Genomic DNA, 16269 nt, shown 5'->3' with positions numbered 1-16269 from the left:
CGGTGAAGAAGGCCACCAGACGCTCGAGCGTGACGAGGCTGGCGAGGACGTGGGATACGACGTCGCCCTGCCGCCCCACGCCCTGCAGCACGCCGCGATAGTCCTGCGCCCGATCCTCCGGCCCGGTCCCGCGGCGGAAGATCTCGCGCGAGAGCGCCTCCACGTCGCGGGTGACCGCCTCGAGGATGTCGGCCAGCCGCTCGACGATGGCCTCGAGAAGCGCGAGGAGCACGGTCCGGCCGTCGGAGCAGCCGAGGTCGAGCCGCTCGGCCCGCTCGGGGAACGACTGGAAGGCGCGCGTTTCGTCGTAGCGCACGGTGACGAGCCGCCCGCCCACGAGGATGAAGGTGACCGGCACCGGCACCGGATGGCCGGTGTCGGCCTTGGTCGGGATGGTGGCGGTCATGTAGAGCACGCCGCCGTCGCCGTAGAGCCGCGCGGAATCCTCGATCTCGATCATCTCGTCGCGGGTCGGCACGTCGAAGCCGATCGCCGTCTCGAGCGCCTTCTCCTCCGCCTCGGACGGCGCGAAGAGGTCGAACCAGACGACCTCCGCCGGCGCGGCAAGCGGCTCCGGCACCGGGCGGAGCCGGCCCTCGTCGATGCCGAAGCCGCGGATCACGGCCGCACCGCCCCCGATCCGTCCCGCTTCCACCGCCAGGGCACCGTGAAGTGCCCGAGCACCGCGGACACCTCCGCCTCCTCCTCGGGCCCGCCGGTCAGCTCGGCGACGAGCCCGAGGCGGCGATCCTCGACGACCGCCGCCACCCGCGCGCGGCTCCCCGCCTCGGCCAGCGCGGCATCGAGGACGCGGGCGATGGCGCGACGCCGGAGGTCGGGCTTGAAGACCTTGCCCACCGCCGTCTTCGGCAGCTCCGGCAGGACCTCGAGGTGCTTCGGCACCGCCGCCGGCTCGGGGATGCGCGCCAGCGCATGCGCCATCAACTCGTCGACCGAGGCGGCGCCCCCGGCGACCAGCTCGACATAGACGGCGGGCAGCTCGCCCGAGCGCGCGTCCGGCTGGCCGATGGCGCCGGCGACGGCGACCTGCGGATGGTGCAGCATGGCGTCCTCGATCAGCGCCGGGTCGATATTGTGCCCGCCGCGGATGATCAGGTCCTTGGCGCGGCCGGTGATCCAGATGTAGCCGTCGGCGTCGACCCGGCCGAGATCGCCGGTGCGCAGGTAGCCGTCGGGCGTGACGATGCCCTGGTTGCGAGCGGGGTCGGTGTAGACGTCGGCGCGCACGCCCGGGTTCTTCACGCAGATCTCGCCCACCTCGTCGATTGCGCATTCCCGCAGGATGCCGCCGTCGGCGGCGCAGTGCAGGATGCGCACCTCGGTATAGGGAAAGGGAAAGCCGACGCTGCCGATCCGCCGCTCGCCGTCCGGAGGATTGATCGAGACGAGGCAGGTCGCCTCGGTCATGCCGTAGCCTTCCATGATCCGGACGCCTGTGGCCTCCTCGAAGCGGTGGAAGAGCTCGACCGGCATCGCCGCCGAGCCGCTGATGGCGAGGCGCAGCGTCGAGACGTCGGCATCGACCTTGCGCTGCATCAGCGCCGCGACGGCAGTCGGCACGGTGATGAGGAAGGTGACCCGGTGGCGCGCGATCAGCTTCCAGAAATTGTCCATGACCCCTTCGCCGCGGTATCCCTGCGGCGTCGGCAGGACGAGATGCGCGCCCGTCATCAGGCAGGACATGAGGATCGGATAGGCAGCGAAGACGTGGAAGAGCGGCAGCGGGCAGAGCAGCACGTCCGCCTCGGTGAAGATGTAGTACTTCCCGCACCAGCCGTTGTAGAGGATGCCGCTCGCCCGGTGCTGTGCCACCTTCGGCAGGCCGGTGGTGCCCCCGGTGTGGAAGCAGGCGCAGATCCTGTCCCCGCCCGCCTCGGCGAAATCGAGCGCATCGCCCTTTTCCGCCGCCGCGGCGCCGGCGAACCCGAGCACGCGCGCCCGGTGGGTGACCGTCTGCTTCGGCCGGATGAACGGCACGATCCAGCGCAGCGGCGGCGCGAGATAGTGGGCGAGGTCCACCTCGAGCACCGTCTCGACCGAGGGGGCGAGCGCCACCGCCTCGGCCACCTTCTGCGCCAGGTCGGTGCGCGGGAAGGGCGCGAGGGTCACGACCACCTTGGCGCCGGTCTCCCGCAGGATGCCGGCGACATGCTCCGGCGCGAGCAGCGGATTGACCGGCAGCACCCTGCCGGCGGTCGCGCCGGCGAGGAGCGACACCGCCGCCTCGATGCAGTTCGGCAGCAGATAGGCGACGGTATCGTCCGGCCCGATGCCGAGGCGCCGGAACAGGTTGGCCGCCCGCACCACCTCGGCGCGGAAGGCCGCCCAGTCCAGCGTGACCGCCTTGTCCCTGGGGCCCGACTTCAACTGGAAGGTGATGGCCGGCCGATGCGGAAACCGCCCGGCCGTCTCCGCCAGCTGCTCGTAGAGCGTGCGCGCTGCCCAGCGGCTCCCGACCGGCATCTCGGCTTCGGCCGCAAGCTTGTCGGCGAGCGTCGCGATCCTGACCATCCGCCTCTCCCCGCGCCGACGGGCATGCAAGGCCCACCCCGAGGATAATGGTGGGCCGCGCCGCGCCGCACAAGGCACACGAGAGGACCGCGGGCGGCCTACTTCGGCGGAATGCGAAGCACCTGCCCGGGATAGATCTTGTCGGGATCGCTCAGCATCGGGCGGTTTGCCTCGAAGATCTCCTTGTAGCGCGCGCCGCTGCCCAGCGTCTTCTCGGAGATCTTCCAGAGCGTGTCGCCCTTGACCACGGTGTGGAAGACCGGCTGCGCCGCCGGCTCCGGCGTCTCGATCTCCTCCTCGACCTTGGCGACGCCCGCGACGTTGCCGACCGCGAGGATCACCTTCTCCTTCTCCGCCTGGCTCGCCGCCTTGCCGCTCACCCTGACCGTGTCGCCGTCGACGGTGACCTTCAGCCCCTCCGCCTTGAGGCCGAGATCCTCGACCTCCTTCTTCAGCGCGTCGGGCGCCGGCGCCTCGGCCGCCTCGGCATCGCCGATGCCGAGCGCCTTGCCGGCGTTCTTCACGAAGTCCCAGAGTCCCATTGTCGTCTCCCTTCGTTGATCCCGGCAAACGCCCGAGGTGGCGAGAGGTTCACGCCACGCCGTCGGTGAACTGAAGGCGCGCCAGGCGGGCGTAGAGGCCGCCCTCGGCGACCAGCGCGCCGTGGCTGCCCTCGGCGACGATCCGGCCGTCCTGCAGGACGATGATGCGGTCCGCCCGCTTCACGGTGGCGAGGCGGTGGGCGATGACGAGGGTCGTGCGCTCCTCGGCCAGCCGCTCGACCGCCTGCTGCACCGCCCGCTCGCTCTCGGCGTCGAGCGCGCTCGTCGCCTCGTCGAGGAGCAGGACCGGCGCGTCGCGCAGGATGGCGCGGGCGATCGCGAGCCGCTGGCGCTGGCCGCCCGACAGCATGACGCCGCGCTCGCCCACCCAGGTGTCGTAGCCCTGCGGAAAGCGGTCGATGAACTCGTGCGCCGCGGCGGCCCGGGCGGCGGCCTCCACCTCGGCGTCCGTGGCCTCCGGCCGGCCGAAGCGGATGTTCTCGCGCGCCGAGGTGGCGAAGATCACCGGCTCCTGCGGCACGAGCGCGAACTGCCGCCGCAGATCGCCGCGCGCGAGGGTGCGGATGTCCACGCCGTCGAGCATGACCCGCCCCGCGTCCGGATCGAAGAACCGCAGCAGGAGCTGGAAGAGTGTGGTCTTTCCCGCGCCCGAGGGTCCGACCAGCGCCACCGTCTCGCCCGGCCGGATGCGCAGGGTGAGATCGTGCAGCGCCGGGGCGTCGGGCCGGGCCGGATAGTGGAAGGTGACCTCCTCGAAGTCGATCGCCCCCTTCACCCGCCCCGGCAGCGGCACCGGATGCACCGGATCGGCGATCGGATCGACGGCGTTGATGAGCTCGATCATCCGCTCGGTCGCGCCGGCGGCGCGCTGCAGCTCGCCCCAGATCTCGGAGAGGGCGGCGACCGAGCCGGCGACGAGGACGGCGTAGATGACGAACTGGACCAGCTCGCCCGGGCTCATCGCCCCGGCGCGGACGTCGCGGGCGCCGATCCAGAGCACGGCGACGATGGCGGCGAAGACGAGGAAGATGACGATCGCGGTGAGGAACGCCCGCGTCCGAATGCGGGCGAGCGCGGAATCGTAGGCACCCTCGGTCAGCGCGCCGAAGCTCGCCCGGCTCGCCGCCTCGTGGGTATAGGCCTGCACCGTCTGCGCGGCGAGCAGGCTCTCCGAGGCTTCCGCGCTCGAGGCGGCGATCCGGTCCTGGTTCTCGCGCGAGAGGCGGCGCAGCCGCCGGCCGAGGGTGAGGATCGGGACGACGACGAGCGGCACGCCGACGAGGACGAGGGCGGAGAGCTTGGGGCTGGTCCAGAGGAGGAGCGCCAGCCCCCCGACCAGCGTGAGGAAGTTGCGCAGCGCCACCGAAACCGAGGAGCCGATCACCGAGAGGACGAGCGTCGTGTCGGTGGTCAGCCGCGAGAGCACCTCGCCGGTCATGATCCGTTCGTAGAAGCCCGGGCTCATGCCGATCACCCGGTCGTAGATCGCCCGGCGGATGTCGGCGATCACCCGCTCGCCGAGCCGGGTGACGAGATAGTAGCGCAGCGCCGTTCCAACGGCGAGCAGCGCCGCGATCCCGAGCGCGGCGAGGAAGTAGGCGTCGACGAGGCGAAGCGACTCAGCGAAGAAGTTGTCGATGACCCGCCGCACCGCCAGCGGCAGGCTGAGCGAGAGCCCGGCCGTCGCGGTCAGCGCCGCGAGCGCCCCCCAGAGCAGCCGGCGATAAGGCCGCACGAACGGCCACAGGCCGCGCAGGGGGCCAACCGTCCGCGCCTTGGCGCGCTCCGCCGCGATCGTCTGCCGCGCCATCGCGCCCTTCCCCGATCCGTCGCTCCCCGACTAGCAAGCACACCCCGACGAGACAAGTCCCGCGGGCCGCCCCGCGCCTCCGAACGAGCCCCAGTGCCCGCGCCGAGGCGCGCGGCGCAAGCGGCCCGCACAGTGCGGGCTTCTACCAACCTGCTGTAATGAAAAGACATTCCTCTTGCCGTTAACCGCATGGCAAGGTGCGTTAATGCGTCACGGGGCGCGGCCGACGGTTCATCTCGTCGCAAGCCCCGCCTCGGACCACGGGACGCCGGCAAGCCGGCTCCGCCCCGCCCACCTGCCCCCGCCGCGACCCATCGGCCGCTTCTGGCTCCCCTCGCCCGTCCGTGCTAGCCAATCCCGACAGCAAGGGAGGGAGTCTGTCATGCAGGCACTCATCATCGGCGCGGCCGGCATGGTCGGCGCGAAGCTCGCCGCCTCGCTCGCGGCCGACCCGGCCGGGATCACCGGCCTCGCCCTCGTCGACGTCGTGGCGCCCGAGCCGCCGGCCGGCGGCATCCCCGCCACCAGCGGCACGCTCGACCTCGCCGACGCCGCGGCGGTCGCGGCCGAGGTCGCCACCCGCCCCGACGTCATCTTCCACCTCGCCGCCATCGTCTCCGGCGAGGCCGAGGCGAACTTCGAGAAGGGCTACCGGGTCAACTTCGACGGCACCCGCAACCTCTTCGAGGCGATCCGCGCCCAGCCCGACTACCGCCCGCGCGTCGTCTTCACCTCGTCGATCGCCGTCTTCGGCGCCCCCTTCCCCGATGCGATCGGCGACACCTTCTTCTCCCAGCCGCTGACCAGCTACGGCACCCAGAAGGCGATGGGCGAGCTCCTGCTCAACGACTATTCCCGCCGCGGCTTCCTCGACGGCGTCGGCATCCGCCTGCCCACCATCTGCATCCGCCCCGGCGCTCCCAACAAGGCCGCCTCCGGCTTCTTCTCCAACATCCTGCGCGAGCCCCTCGCCGGCCGCGAAGCCGTCCTCCCGGTCAGCGAGGACGTCCGCCACTGGCACGCCAGCCCGCGCGCGGCCGTGGGCTTCCTCCGCCACGCCATGACCATGGACACGGGCCCGCTCGGCGCCCGCCGCTGCCTCACCATGCCCGGCCTCTCCGCCACGGTCGGCGAGCAGATCGAGGCGCTCCGCCGCGTCGCCGGCGACGCGGCGGCGGCGCTGATTCGCCGCGAGCCCGACGAGACGATCGCCCGCATCGTCGCCGGCTGGCCGGAGAACTTCGACCCCGCCCGCGCCCTCGCCCTCGGCTTCGAGGCCGACCCCTCGTTCGAGGCGATCATCGAGCAGCACATCGCCGACGAGCTCGGCGGCACCATCGGCCCCCGTTGAGCCAGCTTCTGGCGCCGGCCCGGCGCCGGTCTATGATCGGGCGGAAAGCGGAAAGGGCCCCCGTCGGGGCTCGGGGGAGGAGGCCATGCGAAACAGGGCTCTGGTCGGCGCGCTCGCGCTCGCCATCGCCGCCGCCCCTGCCACCCTCAGGGCGCAGGACGCCGCCGCCGATGCCCCCGACGCCGTCGTCACCGCGGAGACGGCCGCCGCGGCGGCCGAGGACGAGGGACTCCTCGGCGACGACGAGCTCGACACGCTCGTCGCGCCGGTCGCGCTCTACCCCGATTCGCTCCTGACCCAGGTGCTCGTCGCCTCGACCTACCCCCTCGACATCATCAAGGCCGACCGCTTCCTCGCCGCCGAGCCGGATCTCTCCCCCAAGGACCGCGCCGCCAGGGCCGAGACGGAGGACTGGGACCCGAGCGTGCAGGTCCTCGCCGGCGGCTTCCCGAGCGTGGTCACGACGATGGCGACCGACATCGACTGGACCGAGCAGCTCGGCGACGCCATCCTGGCGCAGCCCGACGACGTGCTCGACGCGGTCCAGCGCCAGCGGGCGCGCGCCGCCGCGGTCGGCAACCTCGCCACCAACGACGCCCAGGTGGTCGAGGAGACCGGCGACAGCATCTCGATCGTCCCGGCCGAGCCCGACGTCGTCTACGTCCCGCAGTACGACGCCACCACCGCCTACACCACGCCCTACACCCAGCCGGCGGTCATCGACTCCGGCGGCCCCAACCTCCTCGCCACCGGCGCCATCGCCTTCGGCAGCGCCCTCCTCGTGGACGAGATCTTCGACGACGATGACGACTGGGACGACTACTGGCACGGGCCGGCGCATATCGACTGGGACGAGGGCGACCTCCGCCCCAACCGCGACATCGACATCAACGGCGACGTCACCATCGACCGCGACCGCACCAACGTGATCGCCGGCAGCAATCGCGACGAGGTCCGCAACCGCGTCGCCGAGCGCACCGGCGACCGCCCCGGCACCTGGAAGCCCTCGCCCGAGCAGCAGGCGCAGGCGCGCGAGCGGCTCGCCGAGCGCAAGGCCAAGGGCGGCGGGGTCGACGCGGCGAAGGTCAGGGACAAGGCCGCGGCCCGCGGCGACGGCAAGGGCGCCTCGCGCCAGGAGATCGGCGCCAAGCTCGGCGAGCGCAAGGACCTGCCGGCGAAGCCCAGGGACAGCGCGCTCACCCCGAAGAAGATCGACGCCAAGAAGACCAAGGCCGCGCTCGATCGGGGCGACCTCAGCAAGAACAAGGCCAAGGCCGCCAAGGCGGCCAAGAAGCACCCGCAGGCGGTCAGCCGGGCGAAGGCCGCCCACAAGCCGCCGAAGAAGGCGCCGGCCAAGGCCTCGGCGTTCAAGCAGCACGGCGGCGGCGGCCATGCCAAGGCCGCCAAGGCCCGCGGCGCCCACAGCCGCGACGGCGGGCACCGCAGGCGCTAGAGAGAGGATGTGGCGATGACGTTGGACCTGCCGAACTCCTGCCGGGCCGCGCTCGCCGCGGTCCTGCTCGTCTCCGCCGCTCCGCTGGCGGCCGAGGCCGAGCCGCAGTCCTTCCCGACCCCCGACGCCGCGGCCGAGGCGGTCATCGCGGCACTCAGGGCCAAGGACCCCGACGCGCTCCTCGCCGTCTTCGGCCCCGAGAACGCGGACGTGATCTTCTCCGGCGACGACCCCGCCGACCGCGAGGACTGGCGGCAGTTCCTCGCCAGCTACGAGGAGCTGCACCGCATCGCCGTCGCCCCCGGCGAGGAGGGCGAGCGCGCCACCCTCTACATCGGCCGCGCCCAGTGGCCCTTCCCGGTCGAGATCGCCGAGGCGGACGGCGCATGGCGGTTCGACGCCGCCGCCGCCCGCGACGAGGTGCTGCTCCGCCGCATCGGCCAGAACGAGCTCGACGTCATCGACCTCCTGCACGGCTACGTGCGCGCCCAGGCCGCCTACCGCAGCGCGGACCCCGACGGCAACGGCCTGCCGAGCTTCGCCGCGGCGATCCTCTCCACCGCCGGCACCCACGACGGGCTCTACTGGCCCTCCGAGCCCGGCCAGCCCGAGAGCCCGATCGGCGACTTCATGGCCCGCGCCGCGGCCGACGGCTACAGCATCGACGGCACCGACGTCGAGCCCGAGCCCTACCTCGGCTACTATTTCCACATACTGACGAAGCAGGGGCCGCACGCCCCCGGCGGCGCGCTCGACTATATGGTCAACGGCCAGATGGTCGCCGGCCACGCGCTCGTCGCCTTCCCCGCCGACTACGGCCAGACCGGCGTGATGAGCTTCATGGTCGGCGAGGCCGGCATCGTCTACGAGGCGGACCTCGGCGAGGACACCCTCTCCGTCGCCGCCGCCATCGACAGCTTCGATCCCGGCGACGGCTGGTCGCCGGTCGAGGAATAGCCATCTCCCAACGCGTCAGGCACGGCCTCGCGCGCGACGACCCCGCGCGACGCCCCGGCGGCCCGCCGGTCAGCGCCCCTCGACGCGCCAGGCCGCGAAGGCGAGCCCCGCCGCCAGCAGCAGGCTGAGCCAGCCCGGCGCCAGGTCGACCTGGCGGATGTCGCGCAGCTGATAGGCCTCGCGGTCGGCCAGCCCGATCCACCCCCGCCCCGCCGCCACGCGCCCCTCGCGTACCAGGCGCAGGTCGGGCATCCCCTCCTCCAGCCGCTTCACCCCCCCGCTCGTCGCGGCGGCCAGCGGGCCGAGCACGTCGCCGGTCGAGACCGGGTCGGCGAACTCCTTCGGCGCCGAGGGGCCGACCACGGCCACCGCGCTGCGGTCGCCGTTCGCCAGCCGCCAGACCCCGTTCTCCGCCGCCTCGATCCGCCCCTGCCAGCGGCCCGGCGACACCTCGGTCAGCGCCAGCTCCGAGACCGCGCCCGACGGGCTCGTTGCCGTCACCGGCGGCACGCCGTCCGCGAGCGTCCGCCGCTCGATCAGCACGCCGCCCGCGTCGCTCGTGCCGCGCAGCACCTCCTCCTCCAGCTCGGGCTCCTGCATCAGCCAGTGCGCGAGCCGCCGCAGCAGCTCGAGCTGCGGCCCGCCGCCCTCGTAGCCGCGGCTCCAGAGCCAGGCCTGGTCCGACCCGAGCACGGCGATCCGCCCCTCCCCCTCGCGCGCCAGCACCAGGAGCGGCCGCCCCTCCGGCCCGGTCATCAGCGCCTCGCCGCCCTCGGGCTCGACCTCGACCATGCGGAACCAGCGCCCCCAGCCCGGCGTCCCGTCCGCCGCCACCGGCCGGGGGGCATGCTCCTCGAGCCCCGCCGTCACCGGATGCCGATGGCCGACCTGCGATATCCCCGGCACGAACCCCTCCTCGATCACCCGCCCGGTCGGCGCGACCGGCAGGATCTCCCGGAGCGGCGAGCGGAACAGGCTCTCCGCCCCGGCCAGATCCTCGCCCGACGCCACCAGCAGCGCCCCCCCGTCGCGCACGTAGCGGGCGATGTTCTCGAAGTAGGTGTTGGGCAGGATGCCGCGCCGCTTGTAGCGATCGAAGATGATCAGGTCGAACTCGTCGACCTTCTCCATGAAGAGCTCCTGCGTCGGGAAGGCGATCAGCGAGAGCTCGAAGACCGGCACGAAGTCCTGCTTCTCCGGCGGCCGGAGGATGGTGAAATGCACCAGGTCGACCCCCGAGTCCGACTTCAGCAGGTTGCGCCAGGTCCGCTCGCCCGGATAGGGCTCGCCCGAGACCAGCAGCACCCGCAGCCGGTCGCGCACCCCGTTGATCGAGACGATCGCCTGGTTGTTGCGGTCGGTCAGCTCCCCCGCCACCGCCGGCGTCGAGATCTGCAGCACGTTCACGCCGCCCCGGCGCAGGGTGACGGGCAGCGTCACGCTCCGGTTCAGCGGCACGTCGAAACGCACCGGCTCGGTCCCGTCGAGCGAGATCGCGATCGGCGCGAAGCCGCCGCCCCCCGGCGCCGCTCCGAGGTCCTCGACCCGCAGCACCAGGCTCACCGCCTCGTCGACGATCGCGAAGGCGGGCGCCGTCTCGACCACCACATGCCGGTCCCAGTCCGCCGCGCTCCCGGTCAGCAGCACCTGAACCGGCGCCGGAAAGCCCGCCACCGCGTCCGGGTCGTGCACCTGCCCGTCGGTGACGAGGATCGCCCCGGCGATACGGTCGGCCGGCAGCTCGGCCGTCGCCTCGGCCAGCGCGGTCAGGAGCAGCGTCCCGTCCTCGCCCCGGTCCGCGACATGCACGGTATGCACCTCGAGCCCGCCGCCCTCGCCCAGCCGGTCGAGCCGCGCCTCCAGCTCCGCGAGCGCCTCGGCCACCTGCGCGTCCCGCCCGTCGATGCGGTTCGACGCGCTGTCGTCCACCACCACCACGGCGATATTGGCGACCGGCGTCCGGTCCTCGCGCCGGAGCGACGGTCCGGCCAGCGCCGCGAGCAGCACCAGCGCCGCCAGCCCGCGCAGCCACCAGCCGGTCAGCCCGCGCCAGAGCGCCAGCCCCACCCCGACCAGCGCCACCGCCGCGAGCACCGCGATGAGCGGCAGCGGCAGCACCGGCGAGAAGGTCACCGCCTGCATCTACTGCCCCAGCCGATCGAGCAGCGCCGGCACATGCACCTGGTCGGATTTGTAGTTTCCCGTCATGACATACATGATGAGGTTGATCCCGAACCTCAGCGCCATCTCGCGCTGCCGCTCGCCGGCGATGCCGCGGCCGACCGGGAACATCGGCTGGCCGCTCTCCTGCACCGCCCAGGCCGCAGCCCAGTCGTTGCCGCCGATCACCACCGGCGTCACCCCGTCGTTGAGGTTGCGGAACGGCAGCCCCTCGACCTCCTCCGGGGCCGGCGAGGCCTCGAGCCAGACCGGCGCGCCGTTCCAGCGCCCGGGGAAGTCCTGCAGGAGATAGAAGGAGCGCGTCAGCACATGGTCGTGCGGCACCGGTTCGAGCGGCGGCACGTCGAGCCGCGCCGCGATCCGCTGCAGCGCCCGGGCGTTCGGCGTCGTGGCCCCCGCCGCGCCGGCGAGGTCGGCGTCCTTGGTGTCGAAGAGGATCATGCCGCCGAAGCGCAGGAAGTCGTTGATCCTGACCACCGCCGCGTCGGACGGCTCCGCCTGCCCCTCGGTGACCGGCCAGTAGAGGAAGGGATAGAGCGAGATGTCGTCCATCTCGATGTCGACCGCCACCGGATCGGCCGGCTCGATCGCCGTGCGCTCGAAGAGCGCCTGGCTCAGCCCCCTCAGCCCCGCCGCGCTCACCGCGTCCACCCGCGGATTACCGGTCTCGACATAGGCGAGCACCGTCCGGTTGGCGGCATAGAGCACGTCGGCATCCGATTGCTGCGCCTCCGCCCGCCCCGCGCCGAGCACGGTCCCGCCGACGACAAGCGCCACCCCCGCGGCCCGCGCCGCCCGCCGCAGCCCGCGCCCGAGCCGCCCCGAGACGAAAAGCGTCGCCAGCACGTCGACCGCCAGCAGCACCAGCGCGACCCCCAGCAGCCACGGCCCGAGCCGGACCTCCCGCGGCAGGTCCCGCGCCTCGACCCGCAGCCCCTCGGGCAGCGCGGCGCGCGCGGCCAGCCGGTCGCCTGCCCGCATCACGTTCAGCGCCACCCGCCGCTCGCCCGCGGCATAGATCCCCGGCGGCGTCTCCGGCGACGGCCGCGCCTCGGCGAGCCGCTCGCCCGGCACGCCGGCGACAAGACTCGGCGGCGCCAGCCCGCCGTAGCCGTCGAGCACCTGCAGCGGCGTCCAGACCGCGCCCGCCAGCGTCTCCGGCGCCGCCGCCAGCCCGCCCGCGCTCTGCGTCAGCCGCTCCAGCATCTCGACGAAGAGCCCCGAGAGCGGCAGGCTCGACCAGTCCGCGTTCGCCGTAACGTGGAAGAGCACCACCCGCCCGTCCCCGAGGCTCCGCCCGGTGACCAGCGGCGTCCCGTCCTCGAGGCTCGCCAGCACCCGCTCCGGCAGGTCCGGGTCCGGCTGCGCCATCACCTGGCTCGAGATATCGACGTCCCGCGGCACCTCCAGCCCGGCGAAAGGCCCGCTCTCCGGGAACGGCCGCAGCCGCCGCGGCGCCCCCCAGGACATCGCCCCGCCGATCGACCGCCCGCCGGCGCGCAGCCGCACCGGCAACAGCGGATCCTCCTCGAGCTGCCCGACGCCGGACTGCGCCAGCCGCGGCCCGGCGAAGCGGACGAGAAGCCCTCCCTTCTCCACCCACGGGATGAGCGCCGCCCGCTCCGCCTCCCCGAGCGTCCCCACGTCGGCGAGGACGAGGACGTCCGGGCCCGCGTTCAGCATCTCCCCGAGCGGCGCCTCGATCACCTCGGCGAAGGGCTCGAGTGCCTTCCTGAGATAGTGCAGCGGATCGTTCAGGTCCTGCTCCTCGCCCCCCGCCCGGCCCGACATCAGCCCCACCTTGCGCCGGCGCACCGAGTCGTCGGCCAGCACCACGCCCGCCGCCGAGCGCCCCTCGGCCAGCTGCACCCGCGCCACCCGGTTCCGCAGCTCCACCGGCAGATCCATCGCCAGATCGAGCACCGCCTCCCCGGCGCCGATCTCGCCGGTCGCCGCGCCAAGCACCCGCTCGATCCCGTTCGGATCCGGCCCCATCGCCATCACGCCCACCGGCCGCGCCGCGCCGCCCCCGGCCCGCAGCACCTCGACCCGGAACTCCCCGCCCTCGAGCCGCGGCGGGGTCAGCGCCAGCGCGGCCAGGGGCGGCCCGACTAGCGTCACCGGCCCGTGGCCGAGCAGCGCGCGCGCCAGCTCCGCCTCGCCGCCATGCCCGATCCCGTCGCCGAGCCACAGCGTCTCGAACGCCCCCTCCTGCGCCGCGACCCACCCGGCCCAGGCCGCCCGGTGCGGCGCCCAGGCCGCCGGCGCGAGCCCGGCCAGCCGCTCGCGCCACTCGGCCCCGGTCCGCCAGGGCACCGCCTCGCCGGCGATCGGCTCCGCTCCCATCGTCACCACCGCCGCCTGCCGCCCGTTCCGCGCCGCCTCGTCGAGCGCCGCCGCCGCCCGGTCCATCCGCCGATTCCAGTCCGGCGCATCCCCCCAGCCGCCGTCGAGCAGCACCAGCAGCGGATCGCCCGTCCCCGCCGGCCGCGGATTGAGCACCGGCCCGGCGAAGGCGAGGATCGCCGCCGCCAGCGCCAGCATCCGCAGCAGCAGCAGCCACCAGGGCGTCCGCTCCGGCATCTTCTCCGGGTCGCGCAGCCCGAGCAGCAGCCGCACCCCCGGGAAGGCCCGCCGCCCCGGCGCCGGCGGCACCGCGCGCAGGAGCCACCAGAGCACCGGCAGCGCGGCGAACCCGAGCAGGAGCCACGGCGACAGGAAGGCGACCGAGCCGATCATCTCACGCCCGCTCGCCGACCGCCATGTAGAGCCAGAGCAGCGCCGGCCGCGGCGGCTCGCTGGTATGATGGAAGTACCACCGCCAGCCGAGGTGCCGCGCCAGCGCCCTGATCCGCTCCCGCCGCTCCTCGAGCCGCCCGCGATAGGCCTCGCGCAGCGCCCGCGCCCGCTGCGTCTCGAACTCGGTCGAGCGCCCCATGCTCTCGAAGATCATCCGCCCGTCGAAGGGGAACTCCTCCTCGCTCTCGTCGAGCACCTGCACGAAGCAGCCCCTGACCCCCTGGTCCGCCGCATGCGCCAGCACCGGGGTCATCGCGTCGATGTCGCCGAGAAAGTCCGAGAAGAAGACCGCCCGCCCGCCGCGCGCCATCCTGTCCCCCGGCGGCAGCCCGTAGTCCGGCCGCGCCGCCCCGTCGCCCCACTCGGTCCCGAGCGCCAGCGCCATCCGGTTTAGCTGCGTCCGCCCGGCCCGCGGCTGGCCCGCATCCGTCCCCATCAGCGCCACCCGCTCCCCCGCCTTCACCAGCAGCACCGCCAGCGCCAGCGCCAGCAGCGCCGCCCGCTCGTTCTTCGAGCGGGCGCGCGAATGCTCCGCCCCGCGGTAGTCCATCGACTGCGCGTCGTCGACCCAGATCGAGACGGTCTGCGCCGCCTCCCACTCCATCTCGCGGATGAACTGCTGGTCCGACTTGCCCGACCGCCGCCAGTCCACCGCCGAGCGCGGGTCCCCCGGCACCGCCTGCCGGTACTGCCAGAAATTCTCCCCCTGCCCGGCCCGCCGCCGCCCGTGGAAGCCCATCGCCACCGTCGCCGCCAGCATCTCCGCCTGCGCCAGCAGCGGCGGCAGCGCGCCGGCGACCTTCTCGGCATCCCGCCGCAGCCCGACCGGCCCCTGCGGCTTGTCCCTGCCGCGCGGAGGCCGGGGCTCGATCACGCGGCAGCCTCCAGGCCGGTCACGTCGCCGACCAGCCGCTCGATCAGCCCGCCGAGCGTCTGCCCCTCGGCGCGCGCCGCGAAGCCGAGCGCCATGCGGTGGACGAGCACCGGATGCGCCAGCGCCGCCACGTCGTCCAGCCCCGCCCGCGCCCGGATCGCCAGCATCAGGGCCTGCCCCGCCCGCGGCCCCGGCCCCCAGCTCACCGCCTCGCGCACCGCCGGATGCGCCTCCGCCGTCCCCGGCCGCGCCGCCCGCACCAGGTCGAGGATGCGCTCCACCACCTGCTCGCCCACCGGCAGCCGCCGGATCAGCACCTGCGCCGCCATCAGGCTCGCCGCGTCGAAGACGGGCTCGGCGACCGCCTCCTCGACGCCGGTCGTCGCCAGGATGATCTCCCGCTCCGAGGCCCGGTCGGGATAGTCGACGTCGATCTGCAGCAGGAACCGGTCGAGCTGCGCCTCGGGCAGGGGATAGGTCCCCTCCTGCTCGATCGGGTTCTGCGTCGCAAGCACATGGAAGGGCTTCGGCAGGATGCGCCGCTGCCCGGCCACCGACACCTCCTTCTCCTGCATCGCCTGCAGCAGCGCCGACTGCGTCCGCGGGCTCGCCCGGTTGATCTCGTCGGCCATCAGCAGCTGGCAGAAGATCGGCCCGTCGATGAAGCGGAAGGCCCGGCTCCCGTCGGCGCCCGTCTCCAGCACCTCGGCGCCCAGGATGTCGGCCGGCATCAGGTCCGGGGTGAACTGCACCCGGTGCGCCACCAGCCCGAGCACCGTGCCGAGCGTCTCGACCAGCCGCGTCTTCGCCAGCCCCGGCGCGCCGACCAGCAGCCCGTGCCCGCCGCAGAGGATGGCGATCAGCGTCTGCTCGACCGCCGCCTCCTGCCCGATGATCCGCCGCGCGATCATCTGCCGCGCCGCCACCAGCCGCTCGCCCGTGGCCTCGATCTCGGGCATCAGGTCCTCGGTGTCGATCATCGCATGCCCCTTGGAGATCCCGCAGCGCCACCCGCCGCGCCTGCAATCGCAGACGAGCATAACCCGCCCCGCCCGCGCGACAATGGGCATTCCTCGTCACAATCCCGACAGTCCCGGCGGGCCGCCCCGGCCGCGGGCAGCGAGACCCCTCCCATGGCGGCGAGTTGCCGCCCCGCCTGCCCGCCGCTACCTTCGAGCGAAGCCCCGGAGGACAGCCCATGCCCGAGTCCGCTCCCGAGTCCGCTCCCGCGCCCGCCGCCGACACCCTCGCCTCTGCCGCGCGCGCCGCGAGCCGCAAGGGGCCGCCGCCGGTCCACCTCTGGAACCCGCCCTTCTGCGGCGACCTCGACATGCGGATCGCGCGGGACGGCACCTGGTTCTACCTCGGCACCCCGATCGGCCGGCCCGCGCTGGTGCGGCTCTTCTCCTCGATCCTGAAGCGCGAGGAGGGCCGCTTCTACCTCGTCACCCCGGTCGAGAAGGTCGGCATCACCGTCGACGACGCCCCCTTCGTCGCCGTCGACTTCACCGCCGAGGGCGAGGGCCGGGCGCAGCTCCTCACCTTCCTCACCCAGGTCGAGGACAGCGTGACCGCCGGCCCCGACCACCCCATCCGCGTCGAGCGCGACCCGGCGACCGGCGAGCCCTCCCCCTACGTCATGGTCCGCCGCGGCCTCGAGGCGCTGATCGACCGCAAGAGCTTCTACCGCCTGGCCGAGCTCGGCACCGAGGAAACCGTCGACGGCGTCGCCCAGTTCGGCCTCTGGTC

12 protein-coding genes are annotated in these 16269 nt (G+C 73.6%); 4 read left to right on the top strand and 8 right to left on the bottom strand.

Annotated features, from left to right (window positions below):
• The 4 genes from Q0112_RS13965 to Q0112_RS13950 all read right to left on the bottom strand — a co-directional run.
• On the bottom strand, positions 1-622 hold a 622-nt coding region (locus Q0112_RS13965), incomplete at its 3' end, for a CorA family divalent cation transporter (protein ID WP_297976281.1).
• A complete protein-coding gene (locus tag Q0112_RS13960) occupies positions 619-2532 on the bottom strand; it encodes an acyl-CoA synthetase (RefSeq protein ID WP_297976279.1) in 1914 nt (637 codons plus the stop codon). The genes Q0112_RS13960 and Q0112_RS13965, both read right to left, overlap by 4 nt.
• A gap of 98 nt (positions 2533-2630) precedes the next feature.
• On the bottom strand, positions 2631-3074 hold the full coding sequence (lysM, locus tag Q0112_RS13955; RefSeq protein WP_297976276.1) for a peptidoglycan-binding protein LysM: 444 nt from the start codon (positions 3072-3074) through the stop codon (positions 2631-2633).
• 49 nt (positions 3075-3123) lie between these two features.
• A complete protein-coding gene (locus tag Q0112_RS13950; protein WP_297976274.1) occupies positions 3124-4905 on the bottom strand; it encodes an ABC transporter transmembrane domain-containing protein in 1782 nt (593 codons plus the stop codon).
• A 382-nt stretch (positions 4906-5287) separates the two neighbouring features.
• Between Q0112_RS13950 and denD the strand changes: the two genes are divergently transcribed.
• The 3 genes from denD (at position 5288) to Q0112_RS13935 (ending at position 8666) form a co-directional block, all read left to right on the top strand.
• The gene (gene denD / locus Q0112_RS13945; protein WP_297976272.1) at positions 5288-6256 is read left to right on the top strand and encodes a D-erythronate dehydrogenase; all 969 of its coding nucleotides are present in this window, start codon (positions 5288-5290) and stop codon (positions 6254-6256) included.
• A gap of 85 nt (positions 6257-6341) precedes the next feature.
• Entirely contained in the window at positions 6342-7709 is a 1368-nt protein-coding gene (locus Q0112_RS13940; protein WP_297976270.1) for a DUF3300 domain-containing protein, read from the top strand.
• 15 nt (positions 7710-7724) lie between these two features.
• Positions 7725-8666, top strand: coding sequence for a DUF2950 domain-containing protein (locus Q0112_RS13935; RefSeq protein ID WP_297976268.1), 942 nt, complete (start codon positions 7725-7727; stop codon positions 8664-8666).
• Positions 8667-8735: 69 nt separating this feature from the next.
• On the opposite strand, the gene Q0112_RS13930 is transcribed toward Q0112_RS13935, so the two are convergent.
• The 4 genes from Q0112_RS13930 to Q0112_RS13915 are packed head-to-tail and all read right to left on the bottom strand — an operon-like array spanning position 8736 to position 15500.
• Positions 8736-10808, bottom strand: coding sequence for a hypothetical protein (locus tag Q0112_RS13930; protein WP_297976266.1), 2073 nt, complete (start codon positions 10806-10808; stop codon positions 8736-8738).
• A complete protein-coding gene (locus Q0112_RS13925) occupies positions 10809-13586 on the bottom strand; it encodes a DUF4159 domain-containing protein (protein WP_297976264.1) in 2778 nt (925 codons plus the stop codon).
• A gap of 1 nt (position 13587) precedes the next feature.
• Positions 13588-14520, bottom strand: a complete 933-nt coding sequence (locus Q0112_RS13920; protein ID WP_297976262.1) for a DUF58 domain-containing protein — start codon at positions 14518-14520, stop codon at positions 13588-13590.
• Positions 14517-15500, bottom strand: coding sequence for a MoxR family ATPase (locus Q0112_RS13915; protein ID WP_297976259.1), 984 nt, complete (start codon positions 15498-15500; stop codon positions 14517-14519). The genes Q0112_RS13920 and Q0112_RS13915 overlap by 4 nt, the downstream gene beginning before the upstream one ends.
• A gap of 218 nt (positions 15501-15718) precedes the next feature.
• On the opposite strand from Q0112_RS13915, the gene Q0112_RS13910 reads away from it, so the two are divergent.
• The coding region (locus Q0112_RS13910) for a DUF1285 domain-containing protein (protein ID WP_297976257.1) at positions 15719-16269 on the top strand (551 nt) is incomplete at its 3' end.

Source organism: uncultured Amaricoccus sp., assembly GCF_937858865.1.
Taxonomy (GTDB): domain Bacteria; phylum Pseudomonadota; class Alphaproteobacteria; order Rhodobacterales; family Rhodobacteraceae; genus Amaricoccus.
This window is presented reverse-complemented; position numbering and strand designations above follow the sequence as displayed.